This window comes from Catenulispora sp. EB89 (assembly GCF_041261445.1).
In the GTDB taxonomy this organism is placed as follows: Bacteria; Actinomycetota; Actinomycetes; order Streptomycetales; family Catenulisporaceae; genus Catenulispora.
On record NZ_JBGCCU010000018.1, the window covers coordinates 111,440 to 131,973 of the forward strand.

General features: G+C 70.8%; 14 protein-coding genes. 7 read left to right on the forward strand and 7 right to left on the reverse strand.

Going from position 1 to position 20,534, the window contains the following annotated elements:
• Window positions 1-87 precede the first annotated feature (87 nt).
• Window positions 88-498, reverse strand: a complete 411-nt coding sequence (locus ABH920_RS32280; protein WP_370352995.1) for an ester cyclase — start codon at window positions 496-498, stop codon at window positions 88-90.
• Between the two features lie 207 nt (window positions 499-705).
• Window positions 706-1,527, reverse strand: coding sequence for an SGNH/GDSL hydrolase family protein (locus tag ABH920_RS32285; protein ID WP_370352996.1), 822 nt, complete (start codon window positions 1,525-1,527; stop codon window positions 706-708).
• A 122-nt stretch (window positions 1,528-1,649) separates the two neighbouring features.
• Between ABH920_RS32285 and ABH920_RS32290 the strand changes: the two genes are divergently transcribed.
• The 3 genes from ABH920_RS32290 to ABH920_RS32300 are packed head-to-tail and all read left to right on the forward strand — an operon-like array spanning window position 1,650 to window position 4,494.
• Window positions 1,650-2,324, forward strand: coding sequence for a response regulator (locus ABH920_RS32290; protein WP_370352997.1), 675 nt, complete (start codon window positions 1,650-1,652; stop codon window positions 2,322-2,324).
• Entirely contained in the window at window positions 2,321-3,997 is a 1,677-nt protein-coding gene (locus ABH920_RS32295; protein ID WP_370352998.1) for an ATP-binding protein, read from the forward strand. Before ABH920_RS32290 ends, ABH920_RS32295 begins: the two co-directional genes overlap by 4 nt.
• On the forward strand, window positions 3,994-4,494 hold the full coding sequence (locus ABH920_RS32300; protein ID WP_370353000.1) for a hypothetical protein: 501 nt from the start codon (window positions 3,994-3,996) through the stop codon (window positions 4,492-4,494). The genes ABH920_RS32295 and ABH920_RS32300 overlap by 4 nt, the downstream gene beginning before the upstream one ends.
• Window positions 4,495-4,532: 38 nt before the next feature.
• On the opposite strand, the gene ABH920_RS32305 is transcribed toward ABH920_RS32300, so the two are convergent.
• The gene (locus ABH920_RS32305; protein ID WP_370353001.1) at window positions 4,533-5,798 is read right to left on the reverse strand and encodes an acyltransferase family protein; all 1,266 of its coding nucleotides are present in this window, start codon (window positions 5,796-5,798) and stop codon (window positions 4,533-4,535) included.
• Between the two features lie 250 nt (window positions 5,799-6,048).
• Here ABH920_RS32305 and ABH920_RS32310 point away from each other — a divergent pair, with 250 nt between their 5' ends.
• Window positions 6,049-8,259, forward strand: a complete 2,211-nt coding sequence (locus ABH920_RS32310) for an ATP-dependent RecD-like DNA helicase (protein ID WP_370353002.1) — start codon at window positions 6,049-6,051, stop codon at window positions 8,257-8,259.
• A gap of 76 nt (window positions 8,260-8,335) precedes the next feature.
• On the opposite strand, the gene ABH920_RS32315 is transcribed toward ABH920_RS32310, so the two are convergent.
• Window positions 8,336-9,253 carry an ornithine cyclodeaminase family protein gene (locus ABH920_RS32315; RefSeq protein WP_370353003.1) on the reverse strand — a complete coding sequence of 306 codons (918 nt, stop codon included), beginning with the start codon at window positions 9,251-9,253 and terminating at the stop codon, window positions 8,336-8,338.
• Complete coding sequence (locus ABH920_RS32320; protein ID WP_370353004.1) at window positions 9,250-10,023, reverse strand: IclR family transcriptional regulator; 774 nt, start codon at window positions 10,021-10,023, stop codon at window positions 9,250-9,252. Before ABH920_RS32320 ends, ABH920_RS32315 begins: the two co-directional genes overlap by 4 nt.
• A gap of 95 nt (window positions 10,024-10,118) precedes the next feature.
• Here ABH920_RS32320 and ABH920_RS32325 point away from each other — a divergent pair, with 95 nt between their 5' ends.
• Window positions 10,119-11,498, forward strand: a complete 1,380-nt coding sequence (locus tag ABH920_RS32325; protein ID WP_370353005.1) for an amidohydrolase family protein — start codon at window positions 10,119-10,121, stop codon at window positions 11,496-11,498.
• Window positions 11,495-12,586 (forward strand): dipeptidase, encoded by a 1,092-nt coding sequence (locus ABH920_RS32330; RefSeq protein WP_370353006.1) that lies wholly within the window; start codon window positions 11,495-11,497, stop codon window positions 12,584-12,586. The genes ABH920_RS32325 and ABH920_RS32330 overlap by 4 nt, the downstream gene beginning before the upstream one ends.
• 266 nt (window positions 12,587-12,852) lie before the next feature.
• On the opposite strand, the gene ABH920_RS32335 is transcribed toward ABH920_RS32330, so the two are convergent.
• Window positions 12,853-13,461 carry a TetR/AcrR family transcriptional regulator gene (locus ABH920_RS32335; protein WP_370353007.1) on the reverse strand — a complete coding sequence of 203 codons (609 nt, stop codon included), beginning with the start codon at window positions 13,459-13,461 and terminating at the stop codon, window positions 12,853-12,855.
• 67 nt (window positions 13,462-13,528) lie between these two features.
• Here ABH920_RS32335 and ABH920_RS32340 point away from each other — a divergent pair, with 67 nt between their 5' ends.
• Window positions 13,529-14,404, forward strand: coding sequence for an alpha/beta hydrolase (locus tag ABH920_RS32340; RefSeq protein WP_370353008.1), 876 nt, complete (start codon window positions 13,529-13,531; stop codon window positions 14,402-14,404).
• Here ABH920_RS32340 and ABH920_RS32345 read toward each other — a convergent pair.
• On the reverse strand, window positions 14,394-20,525 hold the full coding sequence (locus ABH920_RS32345; RefSeq protein WP_370353009.1) for a toxin TcdB middle/N-terminal domain-containing protein: 6,132 nt from the start codon (window positions 20,523-20,525) through the stop codon (window positions 14,394-14,396). The two genes, ABH920_RS32340 and ABH920_RS32345, sit on opposite strands and share 11 nt — an antisense overlap.
• Window positions 20,526-20,534 lie beyond the last annotated feature (9 nt).

Consider the following 20,534-nt stretch of genomic DNA (forward strand, 5'->3'; position numbering starts at 1 on the left):
GGTGATTACCGAGGAACTGAATGCGAGGACCGGTCCTCAAAGAGATATTCTAGAATCAACGTTGTTTATGTAAGCGGTGGCACAGGTCTATTGGCTAGAAGCAGTGGCCGGGCTCATCGGGTCGATGACGGCCCAGTGCTCGACCAACAGCCCGTCCTGGAAGCGGATGACGTCCATGACTCGGAACTCCATGCGCTCGCCCGACGGCGGTGCGCCGAACCACGGCCCGGTGTGCCGGCCGCGGAACATCTTGTGGGTGGCTACCAAATCGCCGTCGCCGACGCAGTGCAGAATCTCGATCCGCAGGTCGGAGAAAGCCTCGTGCAAAGCCGCCATGAAGTCGTGGACCCCGTCCAGGCCATCGCGCTGGCCCGGACCGATGGTGCGGTTCCGGAAGTCGGGATGTACGAGCTCGTCGATCAGCTCCAACCGGCCCCCTTCTTGCACCTGCTCGATGAAGAACCGCATGCGCTCCACGTTGGACTCTTGGCTGCCCACGCAGCACCGCCTTTCCGCCTGGATCCGCCACCCGGTAGAAACGGGCTGATGACCGGCCCCGCTGCCCCTCCAGCAGCAGGACGCAGTCATGTATATCGCAGCAGCCGTGCTCGGTCCCGGCTTCGCCTCACTGGAGCCCGTTCCGGCTCCTATTCCGGCTCCGAACCCCGCACCGAATCCCGCTCCGCATCTGGCTCCAGCGCGAAATCAGCACCCGTGGAAGTCAGGGCTGGCCGACCACCCCGCATTCGCCCACGCCTGCGCGGGCGCGGGTGTGAAGCCGGCGTACATCCCGTGCAACTGGCCGAGGAGCCAGGTGGTGAAGCGGGCGGCGCTCTGCGGGCAGGTGTGGACGCCGTCGCTGCTGCGGTCGTGTTTTCCGTCCTTGTCCTGCTGGTAAGTAGGACCCCAGACGGCGGTGGCGTCGAAGACGGCCGCCTGGCCCGAGGATCCTGCGGCGACTGCCTGTGCGGCGGCTCCGGCGTGGGCGAGGTCGGCCATGTGGGGCTGGTAGAAATCGTCGGGCTTGATCGGCGGCATGGTGACGAAGACCAGCTTGGCGCCGTATCCGACGGTGGTCGCGAGCAGCTTCTGATAGGCGGCCTGCTGCTGTTGCTGAGTGCCCCAGTCGTACGTGGTCAGCTGGTAGACGACAACGGTGGGCTTGGCCGAGGCGATCTGCGCGGGCAGTTGCCGCCAGTTGGCGTCGGCAGCGGGGCCGACCACGTTGCCGCCTCCGGCCGCCGCGATCGACTGGAACTGGACGTTGCCGGCCTTGAACGCGGCGGCCAGCGGCAGCGCCTCCTGCTCGGCTATGGAGTCGCCGAGGAAGAGGACCTTGGAGAGTCGGGCGTCGGTTCTGCCAGCTGCACCAGCCGCACCGGACGTGCCAGCCGCACCGGCCGCGCTGCTCGCACCGCCACCGCTCAAGCCGGCCGAACCTCCCGACCGCGCGGAGCAGGCGACGGTCCCGGCGGCTCCGAAGGCGAGACACGCGACAGCGAGCATGAGATTTCGAATGCTTGTCATGCCCTCGACGGTGACCCGGCCGCGTCCGAGCACCAACGCGGTTGTGTCGCGGTTGTGTCGTAGGAGTCCGCAGCCGGCCGATCTCCGGCTGATCTCCGGCCAACGACACCCATACTGGACGCGTGGAAGCGATTCTGATCATCGAGGACGATTCCCGGCTGCGCCGCGGCCTGGAGCTGGCGCTCAGCCGGCTCGGGTATGCCGTGCAGACCGCCGCCACCGGCGAGGAGGGCCTGGCGCGGCTGCCGGAGACCAGGCCGGACCTGGTCGTCCTCGACGTGGTCCTGCCGGGTCTCGACGGCTTCCAGGTGTGCCGCCGGATCCGCGCCGCCGGCACGACCCCGATCATCATGCTCACGGCGCGCGGCGACGACTTCGACGTCGTGGCCGGCCTGGAGGCCGGGGCCGACGACTACATCGTCAAGCCGGCCCGGCCCAGCGTGCTCGATGCCCGGATCCGCGCGGTCCTGCGCCGGATGCCCGGTACCGCCGAGGAGGTGCGCGTGTTCGGCGAGCTGCGGATCGACACCTCCGCGCTCACCGTGACGCTGCGGGCCGAGCCGGTGCCGCTCACACCGACCGAGATGCGGCTGCTGCTCACGATCTCGCGCGCGGAGGGACGCGTGTTCAGTCGGCAACAGCTGCTCGAGCAGGTCTGGGAGCACGACTACCTCGGAGACTCCCGGCTGGTCGACAACTGCGTGCAACGGCTGCGCGCGAAGATAGAGACCGACGCGGCCAGCCCGGTCTACGTCCAGACGGTGCGAGGGTTCGGCTACCGCTTCGGGCCGGTATGACCGCCCGCCGTGGGTGGTCGCGCAGGTGGCCCCGCGGGCTGCGCGCACGGCTGGTGGTCGCGTTCGTCCTGGTGGCCGTGCTCGGTGCCGCGGCGGCGGCGTGGGCGAGCGCCCGGTCGGCGAGCGACGCGCTGGCGGCCGGCGCCGAGCGGCAGTCCGTGGAGACCGTCCGGAGCCAGATCACGAGCGTCACGGCCGGACTGACCTATCCGCCGAACCAGTCCGCACTGGACCAGCTGGCCGCGACCGTCGGCGCGGACACCCTCGTCACGTATCAGAACCTGCGTGCCACGACCGGCCCCGACACCGGACTGGTCACTACCGCGGTTCAAGCCGCGGCGCGCGGTGGCGACTCCCTGGTCGTGCAACGGATTGTCGCCGCGGGCAAGCCGTGGCTGGTCGTCGGGACGCCCATCATGATCACGTCGGTCAACGGGGCGCGGAGCCCGTCGGGGATCGAGGTCTACACCGTCCGCGACCTGACCGGGGTCCAGCAGCAGATCGACGGGCTCACCAGGTCCGCGGCGCTCACGACCGGGCTGGCGCTGCCGGTGGCGGTGGTGCTGGCGCTGGTGGCTGCCGGCAGCGTGCTGCGTCCGGTGCGCAGGCTGCGCGACACGGCGCGCCGGCTGTCCGCGGGCGACCTCGACGCGCGTGCGGTCCCGCGGGGTGCGGACGAACTGGCCGATCTGACCGCCACGCTCAACGCGATGGCCGGATCCGTGCAGGACTCGATGGCGGCGATGCGCCGGATGCAGGACGACGCCCGCCGGTTCGCCGCCGACGCCGCGCACGAACTGCGGACGCCGCTGAGCACGCTGACCGCGGTGATGGACGTGCTCGCCGACGCCAGCGACGCGATGGAGGGCGACGCGCGGGAGTCGGCACAGCTGGCGATCGCCGAGACCCAGCGGCTGGTCCAACTCGTCGAAGACCTCATGGAGGTCTCCCGGTTCGACGCCGGCACGGCCCGGCTGCGCACCGAGGACGTCGAGGTCGTGGGCGCCGTGCGCGACTGCCTGCGGAGCCGGGGATGGACGGCGCGAGTGGAGCTCCGGGCCGAGGGGGAGATCTGGTTGCGGTGCGACCGGCGGCGGCTGGACGTCATCGTCGCGAACCTGGTCGGCAACGCGCTGCGGCATGGTGCGCCGCCGGTGGCGGTGCGGGTGTCCGCCTCGGACGGACAGGTGTGGGTGGAGGTCACCGACAGCGGGCCGGGCTTGCCCGAGCACGTGCTGCCGCACGTCTTCGACCGCTTCTACAAGGCCGACGAGGCCCGCACGCGCGCTCCGGGCAACGGGTTGGGGCTGGCCATCGCGCTGGAGAACACGATGTTGCACGGTGGGGAGCTCACTGCGGGCAATGCCGACGGCAATACCGACCGCGACCGCGACCGCGACCGCGACCGCGACGGCGGCGACGGCGGGGGCGGGGGCTACGGCGACGGCGACGGCGGCGGTGGCGACGGCGGCGGCGGCGACGGCGGTGGCGGTGGCGGCGACGGCGGTGGCGGCGGCGGTAGCGGCGGTGGCGGTGGCGGCGACGGCGGTGGCGGCGGCGGTGGCGGCGACGGCGGCCGGGGCGGTGGTGGCGGCGGCGGCCGGGGCGGCAACGGCGGAGGCGGCGGCGCGCGCTTCGTCGTGCGTCTGCCTCGGCGAGGGGAGGACGGATGAAACGGGTGTCGTGGCCGGCGGCGGTGCTTCTGCTGCTCGCGCTGCTCGCCGGGTGCAGCGTCACTCCGACCGGGGTGCGGGCCGCCGGACAGGCGCCGGGCGGGGTGGCGCCGGGGCCGACGTTGTACTACGTCGACGCCGGCGAGCACCTTCACCCGCAGGTACGTCTGACCGGTCAACTGGGGACCGTGGCCGAGGCGCTGTCGGCGCTGCTGTCCGGGCCGCCCGGGGTGCCCGGCGAGACCGGGCTGCACACGGAGATCGCCAATGCGGGGGTCACGCAGGTCGTGGTGACCGTCAAACCGGGGGTGTTGGAGCTGATCGTGCCGTTGTCCGTCAACGACGTGAGCGCGTTGGGGATCGAGCAGATCGTGTGCACGGCGTTGGGCGTTCACGTCCAAGGCGGCGGATCCACCTCCGCCAAGGTGCAGTTGGAGTTCACCCAGCCGACTGCGCAGTCGGACCAGCTGCGGACGTGTCCGTTGATCGCGGGCTGACCGGCAGACCGGCTGACGCGGCCGGCGTGCGGTTCAGCTCAGCTCAGCTTCGTGATGTCGATGGTCGGCGCGCCCGGGACCGGCAGCAGCCACCACAGCGCGGCGAGGCCGGCCATGACCGCGAGGAACACCGCAAGCCCCGCACGGCCGCGTGCCCAGCCGGCGCGGAACCGGATCGGGTCCTCGACCAGGTACTTCGACGCCGCCGCCACGGCGATCGAGACGGCGCAGACCGCCGCGGCCCACGGCCAGCCGGTGAGATGGAGGCGTTGCGGCGTCAGGAGGACGAAAACCGGCCAGTGCCACAGGTAGAGGCTGTAGGAGATCTGACCCACCCAGCGCAGTGGAAGCCGGGCCAGCGTCGTCGCGACGACGGAGTGCGGGGCCTGCACACGCAGGCCGATCAGCAGCGCGGCGGCGGCGGAGTGCGCGAACAACCCGCCGGTGTAGAGCCAGCGCGAGTCCGTACCGCTGACGAGGAGCCAGGCCACTGCGATGGCCGACGCCAGGACGGCTGCCAGCGCACCGCCGTACGGGTACCGGCCGACCGCGCGAGCCAGCGCGTCGCGGACCGGCCCGGTAGCGATGACCGCGCCCAGCAGAAGCGAGAACGCCCGGGTGTCGGTGCCGGTGTAGACGCGGGTCGGATCGTGCGGGTCAACGAGCGCGATCATCAGGACCAGGGAGACCGCCGAGATCAGCAGCGCACCGGCCGCGGCCCAGCGCTCCACCCGCCGACCGCCCCGGCGCGCCCACCAGGCGAGCCCCAGCAACAGCGCCGGCCAGACCAGGTAGAACTGCTCCTCGACCGCGATGCTCCACAGGTGCTCGAACACCCGGGGCGCGTCGTGCTGGTCCCAGTAGCTGGCCGACTCGGCGAGCAGATGCCAGTTGACGAGGTCGGCCTGCGTCCACGGACCGTCCGAGAGCGTGCTGCGCAACAGATCCGGCGTCCCGAACCGCCACACCGCCCCGGCGACGAGCGCCAGCATGACGACCAGAGCCGGCACGAGGCGGCGGACGCGCCGTCCCCAGAACGCGACCAGGGAGACAGAACCGGTCGCGTCGATCTCGCGCAACAGCAGATCGGTGATGAGGTACCCGGACAGAGCGAAGAACAGATCAACCCCGAGGAACCCGCCGCTCAGGTGGCCGGTGTGGAACAGCAGCACCCCGAGGATCGCGACGCCGCGCAAGCCGTCCAACGCGGGAAGGTGACGCTTGGCGCGCGGCGGAGGCGGGGTCGGGGTCGGGGGCGAGGCGGGGTGCTCGCGGGCTGCGTGCTTCGGCAGGGTCGTCGTCATGGCGGCGACTCTTCAGCGGCGCTGTCGGTACGTGGTCGCCGTCGTGTCGCAGATGTGTCGTAGCGCTCGACGGCGACCACGGGCCCGGATCACGGTCCGGCACGGCGGCGGGGCTGAGCGGCTGTCGGTGTGTCGGCGTCGGCCGAGATCGTGGTGGTGGCGGCGGTTAAACTGGCCGGACCATGCTGTGCCAACCACCGAGGGCTGGGTTTCCCGGTCGTACTCTGTGCCCGGGAAGTATGTGTGGCCTGTGAGTGAGTCCGAGCCCGCCGGCGAGGTCCGGCTTGAGGCGGCGGTGGAGCGCCTGATCTTCGTGCGCGCCGACGAGTACACCGTTGTCCGCTTGAACTCTGAGGAGCAGGGGGAGTTCACCGCTGCCGGTGCGGCGCTGGCGGGGGTGCAGCCCGGTTCGGTCGTTCTGCTGAGCGGGCGGTGGGTGCAGCACTCCCGGTTCGGGACGCAGTTGTCGGTGTCCTCGTGCGAGTGCGTGTTGCCATCGCACATCCGCGGTATCCGCATGTACCTGGGCTCGGGCTTGATCCGCGGCATCGGGCCGAGTCTGGCGACGGCGATCGTCGAGCACTTCGGCGAGGACACGCTGAAGGTCATCGACGCCGATCCGGGGCGGCTCACCGAGGTGAACGGGATCGGCGCGGTCCGCAAGGACCGGATCGTGTCGTCCTGGGTCGGGCAGAAGGTGATCCGGGACCTGATGGTGGTGCTCCAGGGGTTCGGGATCTCGCCGCTGATGGCCGCGAAGATCTACGCGGAGTTCGGGGCGGACTCGCTGGTCGTGGTCCGCAAAGATCCGTACCAGCTCATCGAGAAGGTCCGCGGCATCGGCTTCGCGATCGCCGACAAGATCGCCCTGGCCTCCGGTGTCGCCGAGCAGGATCCGACGCGTCTGCGGGCGGCGTTGGCCGACCGGCTGGATGCCGCTCGGCGGGACGGCCATTGCTACGTGAACCACACGCGGCTGCTTCTGGACGCTGCCCGCCTGGTCGGGCAGGACCGCGAACTGGTGCGCATCGAGCTGGAGCAGTTGGCCGCGCAGCGGTCGGTGATCGTCGAGCCCGATCCGAACCCCGATCCGGACGAGCCCGGCCCGTCGGCGGCGGTCGTCTTCGCCAAGGCGCTGCACAACACCGAGCGGTCCCTGGCCGCGGCGATCACCAAGCTGCTGCACGCAGACTCGGACGTCCCCGCCGCAGCCCGACGACGTGCTGACACGCTCGACGTCGACCACCCCGACCTGCACGACGGCCAGCGGGCGGCGGTGCGGATGGCGCTGACGCACACCGTGTCGGTGCTCACGGGAGGCCCGGGGTGTGGCAAGAGCCATACCGTCAAGACGATCGCGCAGATCGTGAAGGCCGGCGGCGGGAGGGTGACGCTGGCGGCTCCCACCGGCAAGGCCGCCAAGCGACTCTCGGAGCTGGCCGGGATGCCGGCGATGACCGTGCACCGGCTGGTGGCCGACCTGCCTGACGCCGACCCCGACGCGTTGTTCGACGACAGCCCGCTGATGGCCGACCTGATCGTCGTCGACGAGGCGTCCATGCTGGACGTGTTCCTGGGCCTCAAGCTCGCGCGCCAGGTCCCGCCGGGCACGCACCTGCTGCTGGTCGGCGACGTCGACCAGTTGCCGTCCATCGGACCGGGCAGCGTCCTGCAGGACCTGCTGCGGGTGCCGGAGATCCCGCGTACGGAACTGACGCACGTGTTCCGGCAGGGCGAAGGCTCCTCCATCACCGCCAACGCCCACCTGATCCGCGCCGGACGGATGCCCAACCCGCGCACGAGCGAGTTCTGGTTCGACGAGGTCGAGGACTTGGCGCTGGTCACCGAGCGGGTCCTGGAGATCGCCACGGTCCGGATCCCGACCTCGCACGGCGTTCCGCCGTCCGACGTCCAGGTCCTAGCCCCGACCCGCCGCGGCGTGACCGGAACGGTGGAGCTGGGCCGTCGGCTGCAGGAACGCCTCAACCCCGCCGATCCGGACAAGAACGAGTACTGGGCCGGCACCTCGGTGTTCCGGATCGGGGACAAGGTGATGCCGATCCGCAACGACCCGAACAAGGGCAGCTCCGGGATCTTCAACGGCACCACAGCCGTCGTTTCCGGCCTCGACCCGCAGTCGAGGACCGTGCAGCTGCGCACCGACGACGGCGACATCGCGGTCTACGACTTCGACGAGCTCGACGACCTTCTGCACGCCTACGCCATCAGCATCCACCGCTCCCAAGGCAGCGAGTACCCCTACGTCGTCGCCCCGCTGACCACGGAAACCGGGCCGCTGATGCTGTACCGGAACTTGCTCTACACCCTGGTCACCCGAGCCCGGAAGCTCGTCGTCCTCGTCGGGCAGCGCCGCGCGCTCGAAATCGCCGTCCACAGCGCCGGCCGCGATCGCAACACCGCCCTGGCCCAGCGGCTCCAGGCCGTGCTGGACAGTGCATAGATCCCCGCGATCAGTGAGAACGCGGTTGCCACAGGCTTCGCTGAGGTGCGGCCCGACCTGAGGCCCTGCGCCTCGCTCAGTTCCGCCGCGTCGCCACGGCCGCCGCGGCGACATCCAGCGCCGCGTGGCCGGTGGACTTGAAAGCGGTGATCTCCGTCTGGTCGCGTCGTCCGGGGTGCCGGCCGGCGAGTACGGCACCCAGCAGCGTGATTCGCTCGGTGGGGACGCCTTGGAGTTCGTGGGCTCCCGCAGGCGGTGGGGACGTGGCCGCGCCGTGCCACTCGGCGAACAGTGATGCGGCGCCGACCGTCGCGGCGTCGATTTCCGGGCCGTCGGAGCCGCCGATGGAGTTGACGTGTGTTCCCGGTGCCAGCCACGCGTGGCGGATGACGGGTCGGTTCGTGCCGGTGCAGCACAGGACTGCGTCGGCGTCCCGTACTGCGGCTTCGATGGACGCGGCGGGGCGGATGTCGAAGCGTTCGGCCAGGGCTTCGACCTGTGCCGGATCGCGGCCCGCGACCGTGATCGTGAGGTGCGGGTCGTCGGCGAGCAGTGCCAGGTGCGCGGTCGCCAGTGTGCCGGTGCCGATCACCGTGATGTGACGGGAGTCGGGTCGGGCGAGGGTGCGGAAAGCGAGTATCGACGTCGCCGCGGTGCGTGCGGTGGTCAGCGGCTCGGCGTCGAGGATCGCCAGGAGGCGGCCGTCCTCCGCGTCGAAGGCTGCCACGACGCCGCGGTGCGCGCTGCGGCCCGGTCGCTGTGGATCGGGGAACACGGTGATCACTTTGGCGGCCAGACCGAGGCCGGGGACGTGGCCCGGCATGGCTCCGAGCAGGCCGTGCGGCGACCGGGCCGCGATGCGTGGCGGGACGGAGACGGTGTCGTCGGCGATGGCGATCAGTGCGGTGGTGAGGGTTTCGGCGAGCGCCGTCGGGTCGGCGACGGCGGCCTCGGTTCCGGCGCGGTCCAGGATCAGGGGCGGGTTCGGGGTCATCGTTCGTCCTGTCGGGCTGTGAGGGCGAGCAACTCGCGGCCGAGGCGGTCGGTCGCGGCCGTCAACTGGAGACGGAGTGTCGGCAGGGCGGCGTCGTCGAGCTCTGCGATCGGGCCGACGAGGGTCAGAGCGCAGACCGGGCCGCTGTCGGCCGTCGTGGTGACGACGCGGCTGAGCGAGCCGACCAGCGGCTGGCTGCTGCCGCGCTGGAGCGCGAAGCCGTCGCGCGCCGCCTGGTCGATCGCGGCGAGCAGGCCGTCCGGGCCCCGCAGATGACAGCCGTCGTCTTCGGCGGCGCGGAGGTAGGGGGTGCGGGCCTCCGCGTCCATGGCGGCGACCAGGGCCAGCGGTCCGGCGAAGCGGTGCGCGGCGAGGAGTTCGTCGCGCAGGTCGCTGATCATGGCCAGCCGGGCGGGGCGGACGACGTCGACGACTCGGGACCCGCCGGCCGCCGCGACCTGGAGGTTGGCCATCATGCCGGTCACGGCGGCGAGGTCTTCCAGGACCGGTCGCGCGATCCCCGTGAGCGAGGTCGTGGCAGCGGCCGTCGCGCGCGACAGGCGCAGCAGGGCCGGGCCGGGCAGGTAGTGGTCCTCAAGACGCAGGATCCAGCCGCGGCCGACCAGGTCGGCGAGTACCCGGTGCGCCGTCGCGCGGTGCAGCCCGACGCGCTCGGCGGCCTCGCTCAGCCGGAGTGGCCGATCGGTCGTGGCGACGGCCTCGATGAGAGCGAGCGCCTTGTCGACGGCTGAGGTGGGGGAGGCGGGCATGGGGTCCTCGGTCCGATCCGATGAGCTAGGGTGGCCGGACTAGTGTTGCATAGTCTGCATCATTTGTTATGTCAGATGTAACAAGGAGGTCGCCGATGGTCGTCGCCTATCGCGGTGCGACAGTGCTCGAAGGGACCGGCGCCCCGGCCCGGACCGGGACGACGGTCGTCGTGGACGGGGAGCGGATCCGGTTCGTCGGGGCCGACGGCGACGTCCCGACCGACCTGCTCGCGGACGCCGAGGTCGTCGACCTCGCCGGCCGGCACCTCATCCCCGGGCTGATCGACTCGCACCAGCACCTGGCCACGCCTCCGGACCGCGCGCTCGCCGAGGCCGTGCTGCGCCGGGACCTGCTCGGCGGGGTGACGGCGGTGCGGGACATGGCCGACGACCTGCGCCAGGTGGCTGATCTGGCACGCGCCGCGCTGGTCGGCGAGATCGTGGCGCCGGACATCTGCTACGCGGCTCTCATGGCAGGTCCAGGCTTCTTCGACGACCCGCGGACGTGGCAGGTGTCGCAGGGCGCCACGCCCGGCGAAGTGCCGTGGATGCAGGCGATCACACCGGCGACGGACTTGCCGCTCGCGGTGGCGATGGCCCGCGGCACGTTCGCATCGGCGATCAAGGTCTACGCGGATCTGCCGGGACAAACGGTCGCGGCGATCGTCGCCGAGGCGAAGCGCCAGGGGATCGCGGTCTGGGCGCACGCCGCGGTGTTCCCCGCGTCACCCGGCGAAGTGATCGCCGCGGGGGTGGACACGGTGTCCCACGTGCAGCTGATGGTGCACGAGGCTGCGGGACGGCCCCTGACGACGTATCGCGACAAGCCGCCGATCGACCACGCCCGCTTCGAAGGCGGGGACGATCCGGTGATGGGGGCGCTGTTCGCGCAGATGCGGGAACGCGGGATCGTGCTGGACGCGACGGCCAGTCTTTGGGGGCGAATCGCCGAAGAACTACGGACGGGCGAAGAACTACGGACGGACGAAGAACTACGGACTGCCGATGACAAGCTCGGAGACGAGGAGGCCGGGGTTGCCGGCGCTGCTCAGGCTGCCGAGGCTGCCGACGCTCGGGAGCGGGCGGCGGCGAACGACCGGGTGTCGGCAGCTCTGACCGGCCAGGCCTGGCGGACCGGCGTGACGGTCTCGGCCGGGACGGATCGGGATCCGGACCCGGAGGAGCCGTGGCCGCCGTTGTTCGACGAGCTCGACTTCCTGGTGGATCGATGCGGACTGACACCGGCGGAAGCCTTGCGCTGCGCCAGTTGGGGCGGAGCCGTGAGCATGGCCGCGGCGGACCGACTGGGTACGGTCGAGGTGGGCAAGCAGGCTGACTTCGTCATCCTGGCGGACGATCCGGTGGCGCACCTGAGCGCTTTGCGGAGCGTGGTCGCGGTGGTCAAACGCGGACGCAGGTTCGATCGAGCCGGCGGCGCGACGGCCGCCGCCCGAAGCGCGGGAGCGGGCGAATGAGCGCAACGGCATCGCACGGAGTGGGTTTCCCGATCGTCAACGCTCTGGGCGGCTTGGACAACCCGAACGTGGACGTCGAGACGGGCTCGCAGCTTCAGCAGACGAGCGAGGAGATGGTGGTCGACGCGCGGGCGTTGGCCGACAGCCGAGCGTCAGGGCTCACGGCGGTCACCATCACGCTCGGATACACGCTGGGCGACCTGCCGCCGTACGAGCACACCCTGCGGGAGCTCGACGTCTGGGACGGGATCATCGCAGAGCACGCCGATGCGCTGACCCCGGTCCACAAAGCCGAGGACATCCGGAAGGCGTACACGGACGAGCGGATCGGCGTCATCTACGGCTTCCAGAACGCCGTCGCGGTCGGAGAGGATCCCGCCCTGATCGACGACAGGGTCGGCCTGTTCGCCGAGCGCGGAGTACGCGTCATCCAGCTGACGTACAACCAGTCGAACCACCTGGGTGACGGCGCCATGGCCCCGGAGAACCGCGGACTGACGCCCTTCGGCCGCGAAGTCGTGGCGAGCCTGAACGACCACCGGGTGATGGTCGACCTCTCGCACAGCGGCGAGCAGACCTGCCTGGAGGCGGTGCGCGCCTCCCGTCAGCCGGTGTCGATCAACCACACCGGATGCCGGGCCCTCACCGACCTCCCACGGAACAAAACCGACGAGGAACTCCGCCTGGTCGCCGACGGCGGCGGTTTCGTCGGCATCTACTTCATGCCATTCCTGGCGGCGTCCGGCCACGCACGAGCCGACGACGTCGTCGAACACCTCCTGCACGCCCTGAACATCTGCGGCGAGGACGCAGTCGGAATCGGCACGGACGGCTCGGTGACACCGATCGACGACCTGGACGCCTACCGCGAAACCCTGGCCGGCCACGTGGCCGAGCGAACCCGCGCCGGCGTCGCCGCAGCGGGCGAACGCGCGGACACACTGCCATTCGTGGAGGACCTGCGAGGCATCGACCAGTTCCGAAAGCTGATTCACCGCTTGGAGCAACGCGGCGTGCGGGAGGACGTGGTGAGGAAGGTGCTCGGTGGCAACTTCATCGAGTTCGCCACACGTGTCTGGGGCGGGTGAGAGCACGGGTTCCGGCGCTGCCATGTCGGAAGGCTGGTGCCGTCGGCGCCAGCCAAGTGACGGGCTGCGCGCGTGAGGAAAGTTCTGCCACGGTCAGGCTTTGATGGTGGTCGATCTCGGCCGACTTCGCCACCCGGGGGCGATGCCCCGCGTTGACAGGCCAACTCTCGCACGCGATCTCCTCCTACGCGGCTCCGCAGGAGGTTCCGCCGAGAGCGTGATGCGACCGCGTCGGCCGCGGCCGCTGCTGCCCGTGATGCTCCAGATCAGGCGTTCTCAAAGCCTCGTTCGAGGGCGTCGAGTGCTTGCCCGACGGCGGCTTTGAGTTGCCGTTCGACGTCAGTCGGCGTTGCCCCTCCGAGGAGTCCTTGCTGAAGGAGATCGTGGCGCAGCATCAGAGCCCCGACCATCAGGGCCGCCCACGGTGCCGACCCGCTGGCCGTAGCCAGCGGGCCCGACCACGACTGGAGGATCGCCGCGCGACGAGTTCTCAGCGTCGGTGAGTCGTGCTCGCACTGGGTCCAGGCGCGCATCGCGTTCCACGAATGGGTGTCGACTCCGGCCCACGGACTCGGGGCGGTGAGCAGTGGGCCATCGAGGATCAGTGGTCGAAGAACGGCGGTCGGCGACTTCGCAGCGCGGTGCCGCAGCACGTCGACTAAGGCCTCGAGGATTGCCGGCTCGGCATCGAAGAACAGGTCCTCCTTCGCGCCGAAATAGTTGGTCACCGTCTTCACCGAGACATCCGCTGCCTGCGCGACCTGCGCCAGCGTGACGTTTTCGAAGCCGTCACGCTCGAATAGCCGTGTTGCACAGTCTGAGATGCGCTGCCGGGTCTGTGCGCGCTTGCGCTCTCGGAGCCCACTGTTTACCATGATGGAAATTTTACCACGATGGAAGTTACTGTACGCGGCACACCTCCGCATCCGGCGAGAAGGACTGATGAACGACACACCCATGCACATCGCCAGGAGCCACTTCGCGTCGAAGACGGCTGGTGGCGAGGTCGACTATCAGGTTCTTCATCCATCCGACTGGGAGCAGGGCGAGCGGCTTCCGCTCGTCCTCCACCTGCACGGCGCGATGTCGTCAGCTGCGTCGCTGGAGAACGCGAGGCCCTTCTACCAGGACCTCTTCCAGCAGGGCCAGTTTCCCCGCGCCGTCGTCGCATGCCCGAGCACTCCCACGGCAGGAGGCTTCTACATGGACTGGCCGGATGGGAACTCGTGGGAGTCGTTGATCGCCGATGAGTTCCCAGAGCATCTGGGGGAGACATACGGGCCGTTCACCGCGACAGCTCTCATCGGTGCTTCGATGGGCGGCTACGGTGCCCTCAAAGTGGCCTTCGGTGATCCAGACCGCTTCGCGGTAGTCGCGGCGATCTCACCGGCCGTGTTCCCCGGTGAGACGTCACAGGCCGTTCCCGAGCCGAACGTCCCCTCTGTCTTGGGAGACCTCCACCGGGCCATGGCGAACGGAACCGGCAATGCTGAGGCCTATGTGAAGAACTCCGTCTACGGCAGAGCCCGTCTCAATACCAGCCGGATCCGCGGTGCTGCTCTTCCGATCCTGATCGATTGCGGTGCCGCCGACGAGTTTCTGTTGCATGAGGGTGCGGAGTTCCTGCATCGGGTCCTGACGGAGCTCGGCATCGTCCACGAGTTCCGCCTCGTCGACGGTGCGGGGCACGTCGGGCCGGCAGCTGACGCCCGAACCTGGGATGCGATTCGGTTCGTCGGGACCGCACTCATCACACACCCGGATCCCGGTGCCGAGAACGCACCCCGACACCGGGCCCTGCGAAGCGTCAACTGTTGACGGTGCTGCTCCCGTAGAACGTGTTGAACCCCTTCTTGATCCCGTCGAGTGACCCGTAGTCGTCGAAGATGGGCAGCAGGTTCCCGAGGATGGGCACGGCCTTGAGCAGCATGAGTACCTGCTGCGCGTAGCTGAACCCGGCGACGTCCGCGCCGACGCTGAGCGACGCCAGGCCGGCGCCGAGGCCGTTCTGCCCGACGGCGTTGGCGATGACGGACACGTCCACCGCGAACAGCGTGCCGGGGATCTTGGTGGTGATGAATCCCAGGTCGGCGCCGACGTTGCGGATGTTCGTGACGTCGATGACGTTGGCGGCGACGTCGTTGCCCAGGCTGAAGCTGCCGGCGGCGGCGTGCGCGCCGGCCTGGCCGGCGTCGAAGGCGGTGCCGACGCTGTTGTCCCAGATGCTGAAGTCGCTCGTCAGGTCCTTGCTTCCCTCCGCGAAGCCCAGGCCGTACTTGTGGAACGTCCCGACCTCCAGGTAGCTGTGGTCCTCTCCGCTGGTGGCGAACGAGCCGCCGAGGAAGCCGCCGACCACCATGCCGATCGTCGCGCCCCAGATCATGCCGCGGACCCCGCTGAGCATCATGTCGCCGAGGCTGCCCTTGCCGCCCGCCCAGCCGGACGCGAACCCGCTGCCGAAGCCGCCGATCGCGCCCTGCACGCCGCCGCTGATCGCGTACACGGCCCAGGTCGCGGTGCCCTTCAGGCCGGCGGTGATCGCGCCGCCGATCGCGCCGCCGATCAGCGCGCAGGCGCCGCCGATGATGCCGCCCAGCAGCGCGCCGAGCATCACGTCCCCGCCGGCCTTGTCGGCGCTCATCCCCCCGGCCAGGGCGCCGCCGAACGCGCCGATGCCGACGGCGACCAGCGTCCCGGTGGCCACGCCGTCGGCGGCGATCGTGCAGCCGAGGATCGTGACGCCCGCGAGCGCCGCCCCGCACGTGGCGACGCAGAGCACGACGATGATCGCCACGACGACGGCGATCGCGATGATCGCCCAGATCGACGTGAGTCCGCTCGGGTCGCACATCAGCACGGGGTTGTTCATCCCGTAGCTGTACGGGTTCCACGCGCCGAGCGTGTAGAGCCCTCCGGCGAGCGGGTCGGGCGAGATGAAGCGGCCGGTCCGGGGGTCGTACCAGCGGTGGCCGAGGCAGACCAGGCCGGTCGGGTCGGCGGGCTGCCCCAGGAATCCCGTTCCGGGGGCGGCCGTTCCGGCGATCTTGTTGCCCCACGGATCGAGCCGGACTCGGGCCGACGCCGCCCCGGTCGCGTCCGTCAGCAGCGTGACGTCGCCGAGGACGTCCGGGTGGTACCAGGTCAGCTGCCCGGCGGCGTCGGCGGAGGCGATGACCACGCCGGCGAACCGGATGAGGAGCGAGGTTACGTCCCCGCTGACCACGAGCTCGTCGATGGGCTGGAAGTGATAGACGACGTCGTTGCTCATGCTCAGGACCCGCATTCCGGCGTGGTCGTACATGTGCTGGACGCGGGTCTGGCCGGAGACGGCCTCGACCAGGTTGTCGTCGGCGTCCCAGGTCAGGTCTCCCCACGGCGCGCTGGTGATCCGGCCGGCCGCGTCGTAGGTGTAGGCGTTCCCCGCGACGGTGGCCAGGCGACTGGTCCCGGCGACGTAGGTCTGCGCGTCGCCGAGCGGACCGGTGAGCACATTCCCGCCGTCGGAGAAGGTGAAGGCCCGCGCCGTCGCTCCGCCTCCGCCTCCGCCTCCGTCAGTAGGTGTGGCTGAGGCGAGTCGGCCGAGGCCGTCGAACCCGTAGGACCAGCCGGTCTCCTCCGTCCCCGCGCCGCCGATCCCGATGCCGACAAGCCGGTGCTCGTCGTCATAGTCATAGGCCTGATCCCGCAGCGTCTCCCCCTGCGGTCCGACGACTTTCTGGCCCGTGACCTGCCCCGTGACGGCGTCGTACCGAAGCGATGTCACCGTCCCGTTGCTGTGCCGGATGTCGGTGGTGCGGCCGTAGACGTCGAAGCTGACCTGGTCGACGACACCAGTGGCGGCGACCGGACGGCCGAGCTCGTCGTGCGTGTACTCGACCCGTCGGCGCGCCCCGCCAGATGTTGCCGCGGGCAGCGTGACCGCGGTGAGGCGGCCGTCCACGTCGTACTCGCCCTCGGACACCAGGTCCCAGGCCAGGTGCGAGCCGCTCCGCACCTTGCTGACGATCCGGCCGGCCGCGTCGTAGCCGAACGTGAGGGTGCCGAGCGGATCGGTCACCCGCCACAGCCGCCCGATCCGGTGGCGCTCCCCGTCCGACGGAGTCGGCGCCCCCGGCAGCAGGTACTCCCACGTCACGTCGGGAGACCCGGAGGATCCGTCGCGCCACAAGCGGGTCGGCCGCCCGATCTCGTCGAACTCGCGCGTCACGACGGCGCCGGTCGCGATCTCGGTCCGCACCTCGTGCCCGAGCGCGTCCATCAGCCGCCGCGTCAGGCCGCTGTCCGGGCTGGCGTGGCTGATCATCCGTCCCAGGAGATCGTGCACGAGCGTGTTCACGATCCCGTCGGGCGTCGTGATCGTCAGGGGCATGCCACGGTGGTCCCAGGTGTACGTCTGCTCGACCCAGCGCGCCCCGTCCCAGCGGCCGACACTCAGCATCTGCCCGCACGCGTCGACCAGATGCCGTTCCTTCGGCCGGTCCGTGACGGAGCCGTCGGGCCGGACGCTCACGGTCGCCGATCCCGGCGCCCGTGTCCACGTCACCGTCGACCCGTCGGCGCGCGCCTCGCTGAGCAGACGGCCGGCGAGATCGTACATGAAGCTGCTGTGCGGCAGCGAGGTAGCCGGGGCGGCGTAGGTGTCGCCGGCAACGGTGTACGGCAGGTACGCCTCGGAGACCCAACCGCGAGCGTTGACGGTCTTGCCGCCGGCGGCCAGCCAGGGCCGCGCGGTGTCCCCGGTCGGCGTGAGCCGAAGGATGGTGGCACCCGAACCGTCCAGGAAGCTGACGGCCCGGCTCGGATCGTCGGCCGTGGCCGCGCCGACGGCGGTGACGCGCACCGGCATGGCACTCGTGTCGTACTGCCAGATCGCGATCGGGTCGCCGTCGGGGTTCGTGGCAGGCCAGTAGGCGGTGACCCGCCCGAGCGCGTCGAAGGATTCGTGCCGGGCGTTCCCGTCGAACTCCACCACCGTGGTGACGTTGCCGGTGCGGGGGTCGTATTGGGCGGTCCTGCGATGCCCCAGCGAGTCGGTCACGGCGATGACGTCGTGGCGCGTCGGATCGAGCTCCGTCGTGCCGACCGCGCCCATCGGGCTGACGGACTTCAGGATGGTCGGCTGAGCCGGGTCGCGGTTCAGCCGGGAGCGCGCGACCCACCAGCCGTCCTCGCCGGGCAGACGGTGATAGCCGTGCAGCGAGAAGTCCGGCGGGCTGGAACCCCAGACCGCCGTGACGATCGCGTCGGTGAGTACGAGGTCTTCGACTCTCGTGATCAGCCCCTCGGTCGCCGAGCCGAGCGGCAGCCCGATCTCCGGCGGGCCGTCGTAGAAGGTGAGGCTGTGGGCGAGCACGACGCCGTCGACGTCGGTCTCCAGGGTCCGGCAGGGCAGCCGCAGGTTCGTCCCGCCGGTCGCCATCTGGCGGGTGAGGGTGACGTCGCGGTCCGCGGGGAGTCCCGGACGCTGGACCACGCTCCGCTGCTCGAGCACCATGCCGGTGCCGTCGACCTTCAGGAAGGTGACGGTGTGCGTGCTGACCGGGGCGCTGTTGCCCTCCCACCGCTGCTCGACCGTGCTCGCGGTGTACGGCAGGAAGCTGTGGCGGCTGTCGGCCAGCAGGCGATCGACGAGGTCGTACGTGTGGCGGACGACGCTCTCCGGGCGCGTGGCGCCGGGATCGGCGACCGGGTCGTGGACGAGCACTGACAACGGACGGCGTCGCAGGGCCCCCAGACGCAGCCGCTCGGCGTCGGTGAGGACCCGGTTCGGATCGGTGGGATCCAGGCCGAGGTGGAACGCCGTGGTGCTGCGCGTGGTCGGTGCGCTCGCGTCGCCGACGTCGTCGCGGTCGACCCGCGCGAAGCCGAGGAACGCGCGGGCGTCCGGGTCGTAACGCGCTTCGTGATAGCGGTAGCGGGTCGTCGTGACCACACCGGTGGCCGCGTTCGTCGTGGACACCCCGGCGACGCACTGCACGGGGAAGGGATGGAACGTCCTCCAAGGATGCCCCGCCGCGGCGTCGTCCGCGGCGAACTGCGTGGACGTGCGCCACTCCATCACGGTGGTGGCGCCCACGTCGCTGATCTCGGCGAGCAGATAGGGCTTGCCGCCCAGCAGATCGATGAATCCCTGCTTCCCGTCGGGCAGGTCGAGCAGGAGGCCGGGCGTGCCGGTGCCCTCCAGGTCCAGCAGGCGGCAGTGGCCCGGGCCCGTCGGCGGGATGCCCACCACGACGGTCGGACCGCTCAGGGTCCTGGTGCCGCACCACCGCCAGAGCAGGACTCTGGCACTGTCCAGGTACACGACGTCCGCGCAGCCGTCCCCGTCGACGTCGACGAGCAGCAGCCGGCTGGGATCGAACCTGGGCGGCGCCGAGGGAATGGTCACGGTGATCGGCGCGCCCCACCGACGGGGCCCCAGGCACGGCCAGTAGGTGAGCGTCGCGCCGGTCACCCGGACGATGTCCAGGCCGCCGTCGCCGTTGATGTCCGCGAAGCTGACGCGCGGATCGCTGAGGTCCACGGCCGGCCGATCGCTCGCGGCGATCTCGACCGGAAGCGCCGCCCAGCCGGCGTGCGCGTCCTGGAGCCAGCCGAGCCATTGCGCGCCGCTCTGTACCAGGATGTCGCTGCGGCCGTCGCCGTCGAGGTCGAGGATCCGGAGCAGGCGGTCGTCGAGGCGGTAGGAAGGCGCCCGCCGCCAACTGACCGGCCGGCCGAACGGCGCGGCGAGCGGATCCGTGCCGCGCACGCCGGAGGCGTTGAAGCCGACCGCGTCGAGCGGATAGAAGCCGCTGAAGCGCTCGGTCATGACCATCAGGTCGGCGGCGCCGTCCCCGTCGACGTCGGCGAACGTGACGCTGCCCGGGTCCATGCGGACCGGGCTGGGCAGCGCCCGCGGGCGATGCGGCCCCGAGAACACGCCGCCGCCGGTGTTCTGCCACCACTGCGGACGCGCGCTGCTCAGGTCGAGGAGGTCGGGCAGTCCGTCTCCGTCGAGGTCGACGAACTGGGTGCCCGGCTGGCGCACCGACACGGGGAGCCGGGGCAGGACTCGGAGCGAGGCCTTGCCCGGCTCGGTGTAGCGGAAGGTGACGGTGCTGCCGTTCAACACCGTGCCGTCCGCGGCGTGCGCGGTCTGGGCGACCGATGTCAGCAGGCTGCGTCCGGTGCCGCCGGCGTCGTCGTAGCCCACGTGCCAGGAGCGGAGCAGGCTCATCGACCCGAGGTCGGGGCGGTGCAGTTCGATCACGGCGACGCGGGCGCCGATGGCCAGCAGCACCCCGAGGGTCCCGTCGGTGAGGATGTCAGGGCGCTGTTCGTAGACGATCCGGACCAGGTAGCGGCCCCACGTGACCGTGGACAGCCGCAGGTTCCCCCCGCTGGGCTGCGTCGCCTCGGACGTCTCCCAGTCGTACCGCACGGCGTTGCCCGTGCTGTCGGTGACCGAGTCGAGCAGCCACGCGACGGTGGTGCCGGCGCCGTCGGTCAGCCGGCTCGCCGCGGTGCTTCCCAGCGCGTGCACGGTGTCGGCCGGATCAAGGAGCTGCCATCCGGTGTCCGGGCCGCCGAGGATCCGCTGTCCGAGGCTGTCGACCTCGGGGGCCCAGCCGGAGTCGATCCGCGGATACAGTGCGCCGACGCCGTCCAGTGCCGGCTGTGCGGCGCTGCCGTCTGCCGACCTGCCCCGGCGCAGGGTGATCCGGGGGAGATTGAGCGACCAGCCCAGGCCCAGCCAGTCGGAGCCGGAGCCGGAGTGGTAGCGCAGGGAGAGCTCCGGGGTGACGCCGTTCGGCCCGGCCGGCAGGTGCAGCGGCAGGGATGTGCCGGCCGTGCCGGTGTTGAGGTCGATGTCGAAGTCGGTGCCCGATGACGTGACCGCTCCTCCGCCCGGCGGGAGCTTCAGGATCTCCTCGCTGGTCGGGTCGGCGGCGGTCATGTCGCACTC

Coding starts and splice junctions, on each gene's coding strand:
- ABH920_RS32285 (WP_370352996.1), bottom strand. CDS start 1,527: ATGACAAGCATTCGAAATCTCATGCTCGCTGTCGCGTGTCTCGCCTTC.
- ABH920_RS32295 (WP_370352998.1), top strand. CDS start 2,321: ATGACCGCCCGCCGTGGGTGGTCGCGCAGGTGGCCCCGCGGGCTGCGC.
- ABH920_RS32300 (WP_370353000.1), top strand. CDS start 3,994: ATGAAACGGGTGTCGTGGCCGGCGGCGGTGCTTCTGCTGCTCGCGCTG.
- ABH920_RS32305 (WP_370353001.1), bottom strand. CDS start 5,798: ATGACGACGACCCTGCCGAAGCACGCAGCCCGCGAGCACCCCGCCTCG.
- ABH920_RS32315 (WP_370353003.1), bottom strand. CDS start 9,253: ATGACCCCGAACCCGCCCCTGATCCTGGACCGCGCCGGAACCGAGGCC.
- ABH920_RS32320 (WP_370353004.1), bottom strand. CDS start 10,023: ATGCCCGCCTCCCCCACCTCAGCCGTCGACAAGGCGCTCGCTCTCATC.
- ABH920_RS32325 (WP_370353005.1), top strand. CDS start 10,119: ATGGTCGTCGCCTATCGCGGTGCGACAGTGCTCGAAGGGACCGGCGCC.
- ABH920_RS32330 (WP_370353006.1), top strand. CDS start 11,495: ATGAGCGCAACGGCATCGCACGGAGTGGGTTTCCCGATCGTCAACGCT.
- ABH920_RS32335 (WP_370353007.1), bottom strand. CDS start 13,461: ATGGTAAACAGTGGGCTCCGAGAGCGCAAGCGCGCACAGACCCGGCAG.
- ABH920_RS32340 (WP_370353008.1), top strand. CDS start 13,529: ATGAACGACACACCCATGCACATCGCCAGGAGCCACTTCGCGTCGAAG.
- ABH920_RS32345 (WP_370353009.1), bottom strand. CDS start 20,525: ATGACCGCCGCCGACCCGACCAGCGAGGAGATCCTGAAGCTCCCGCCG.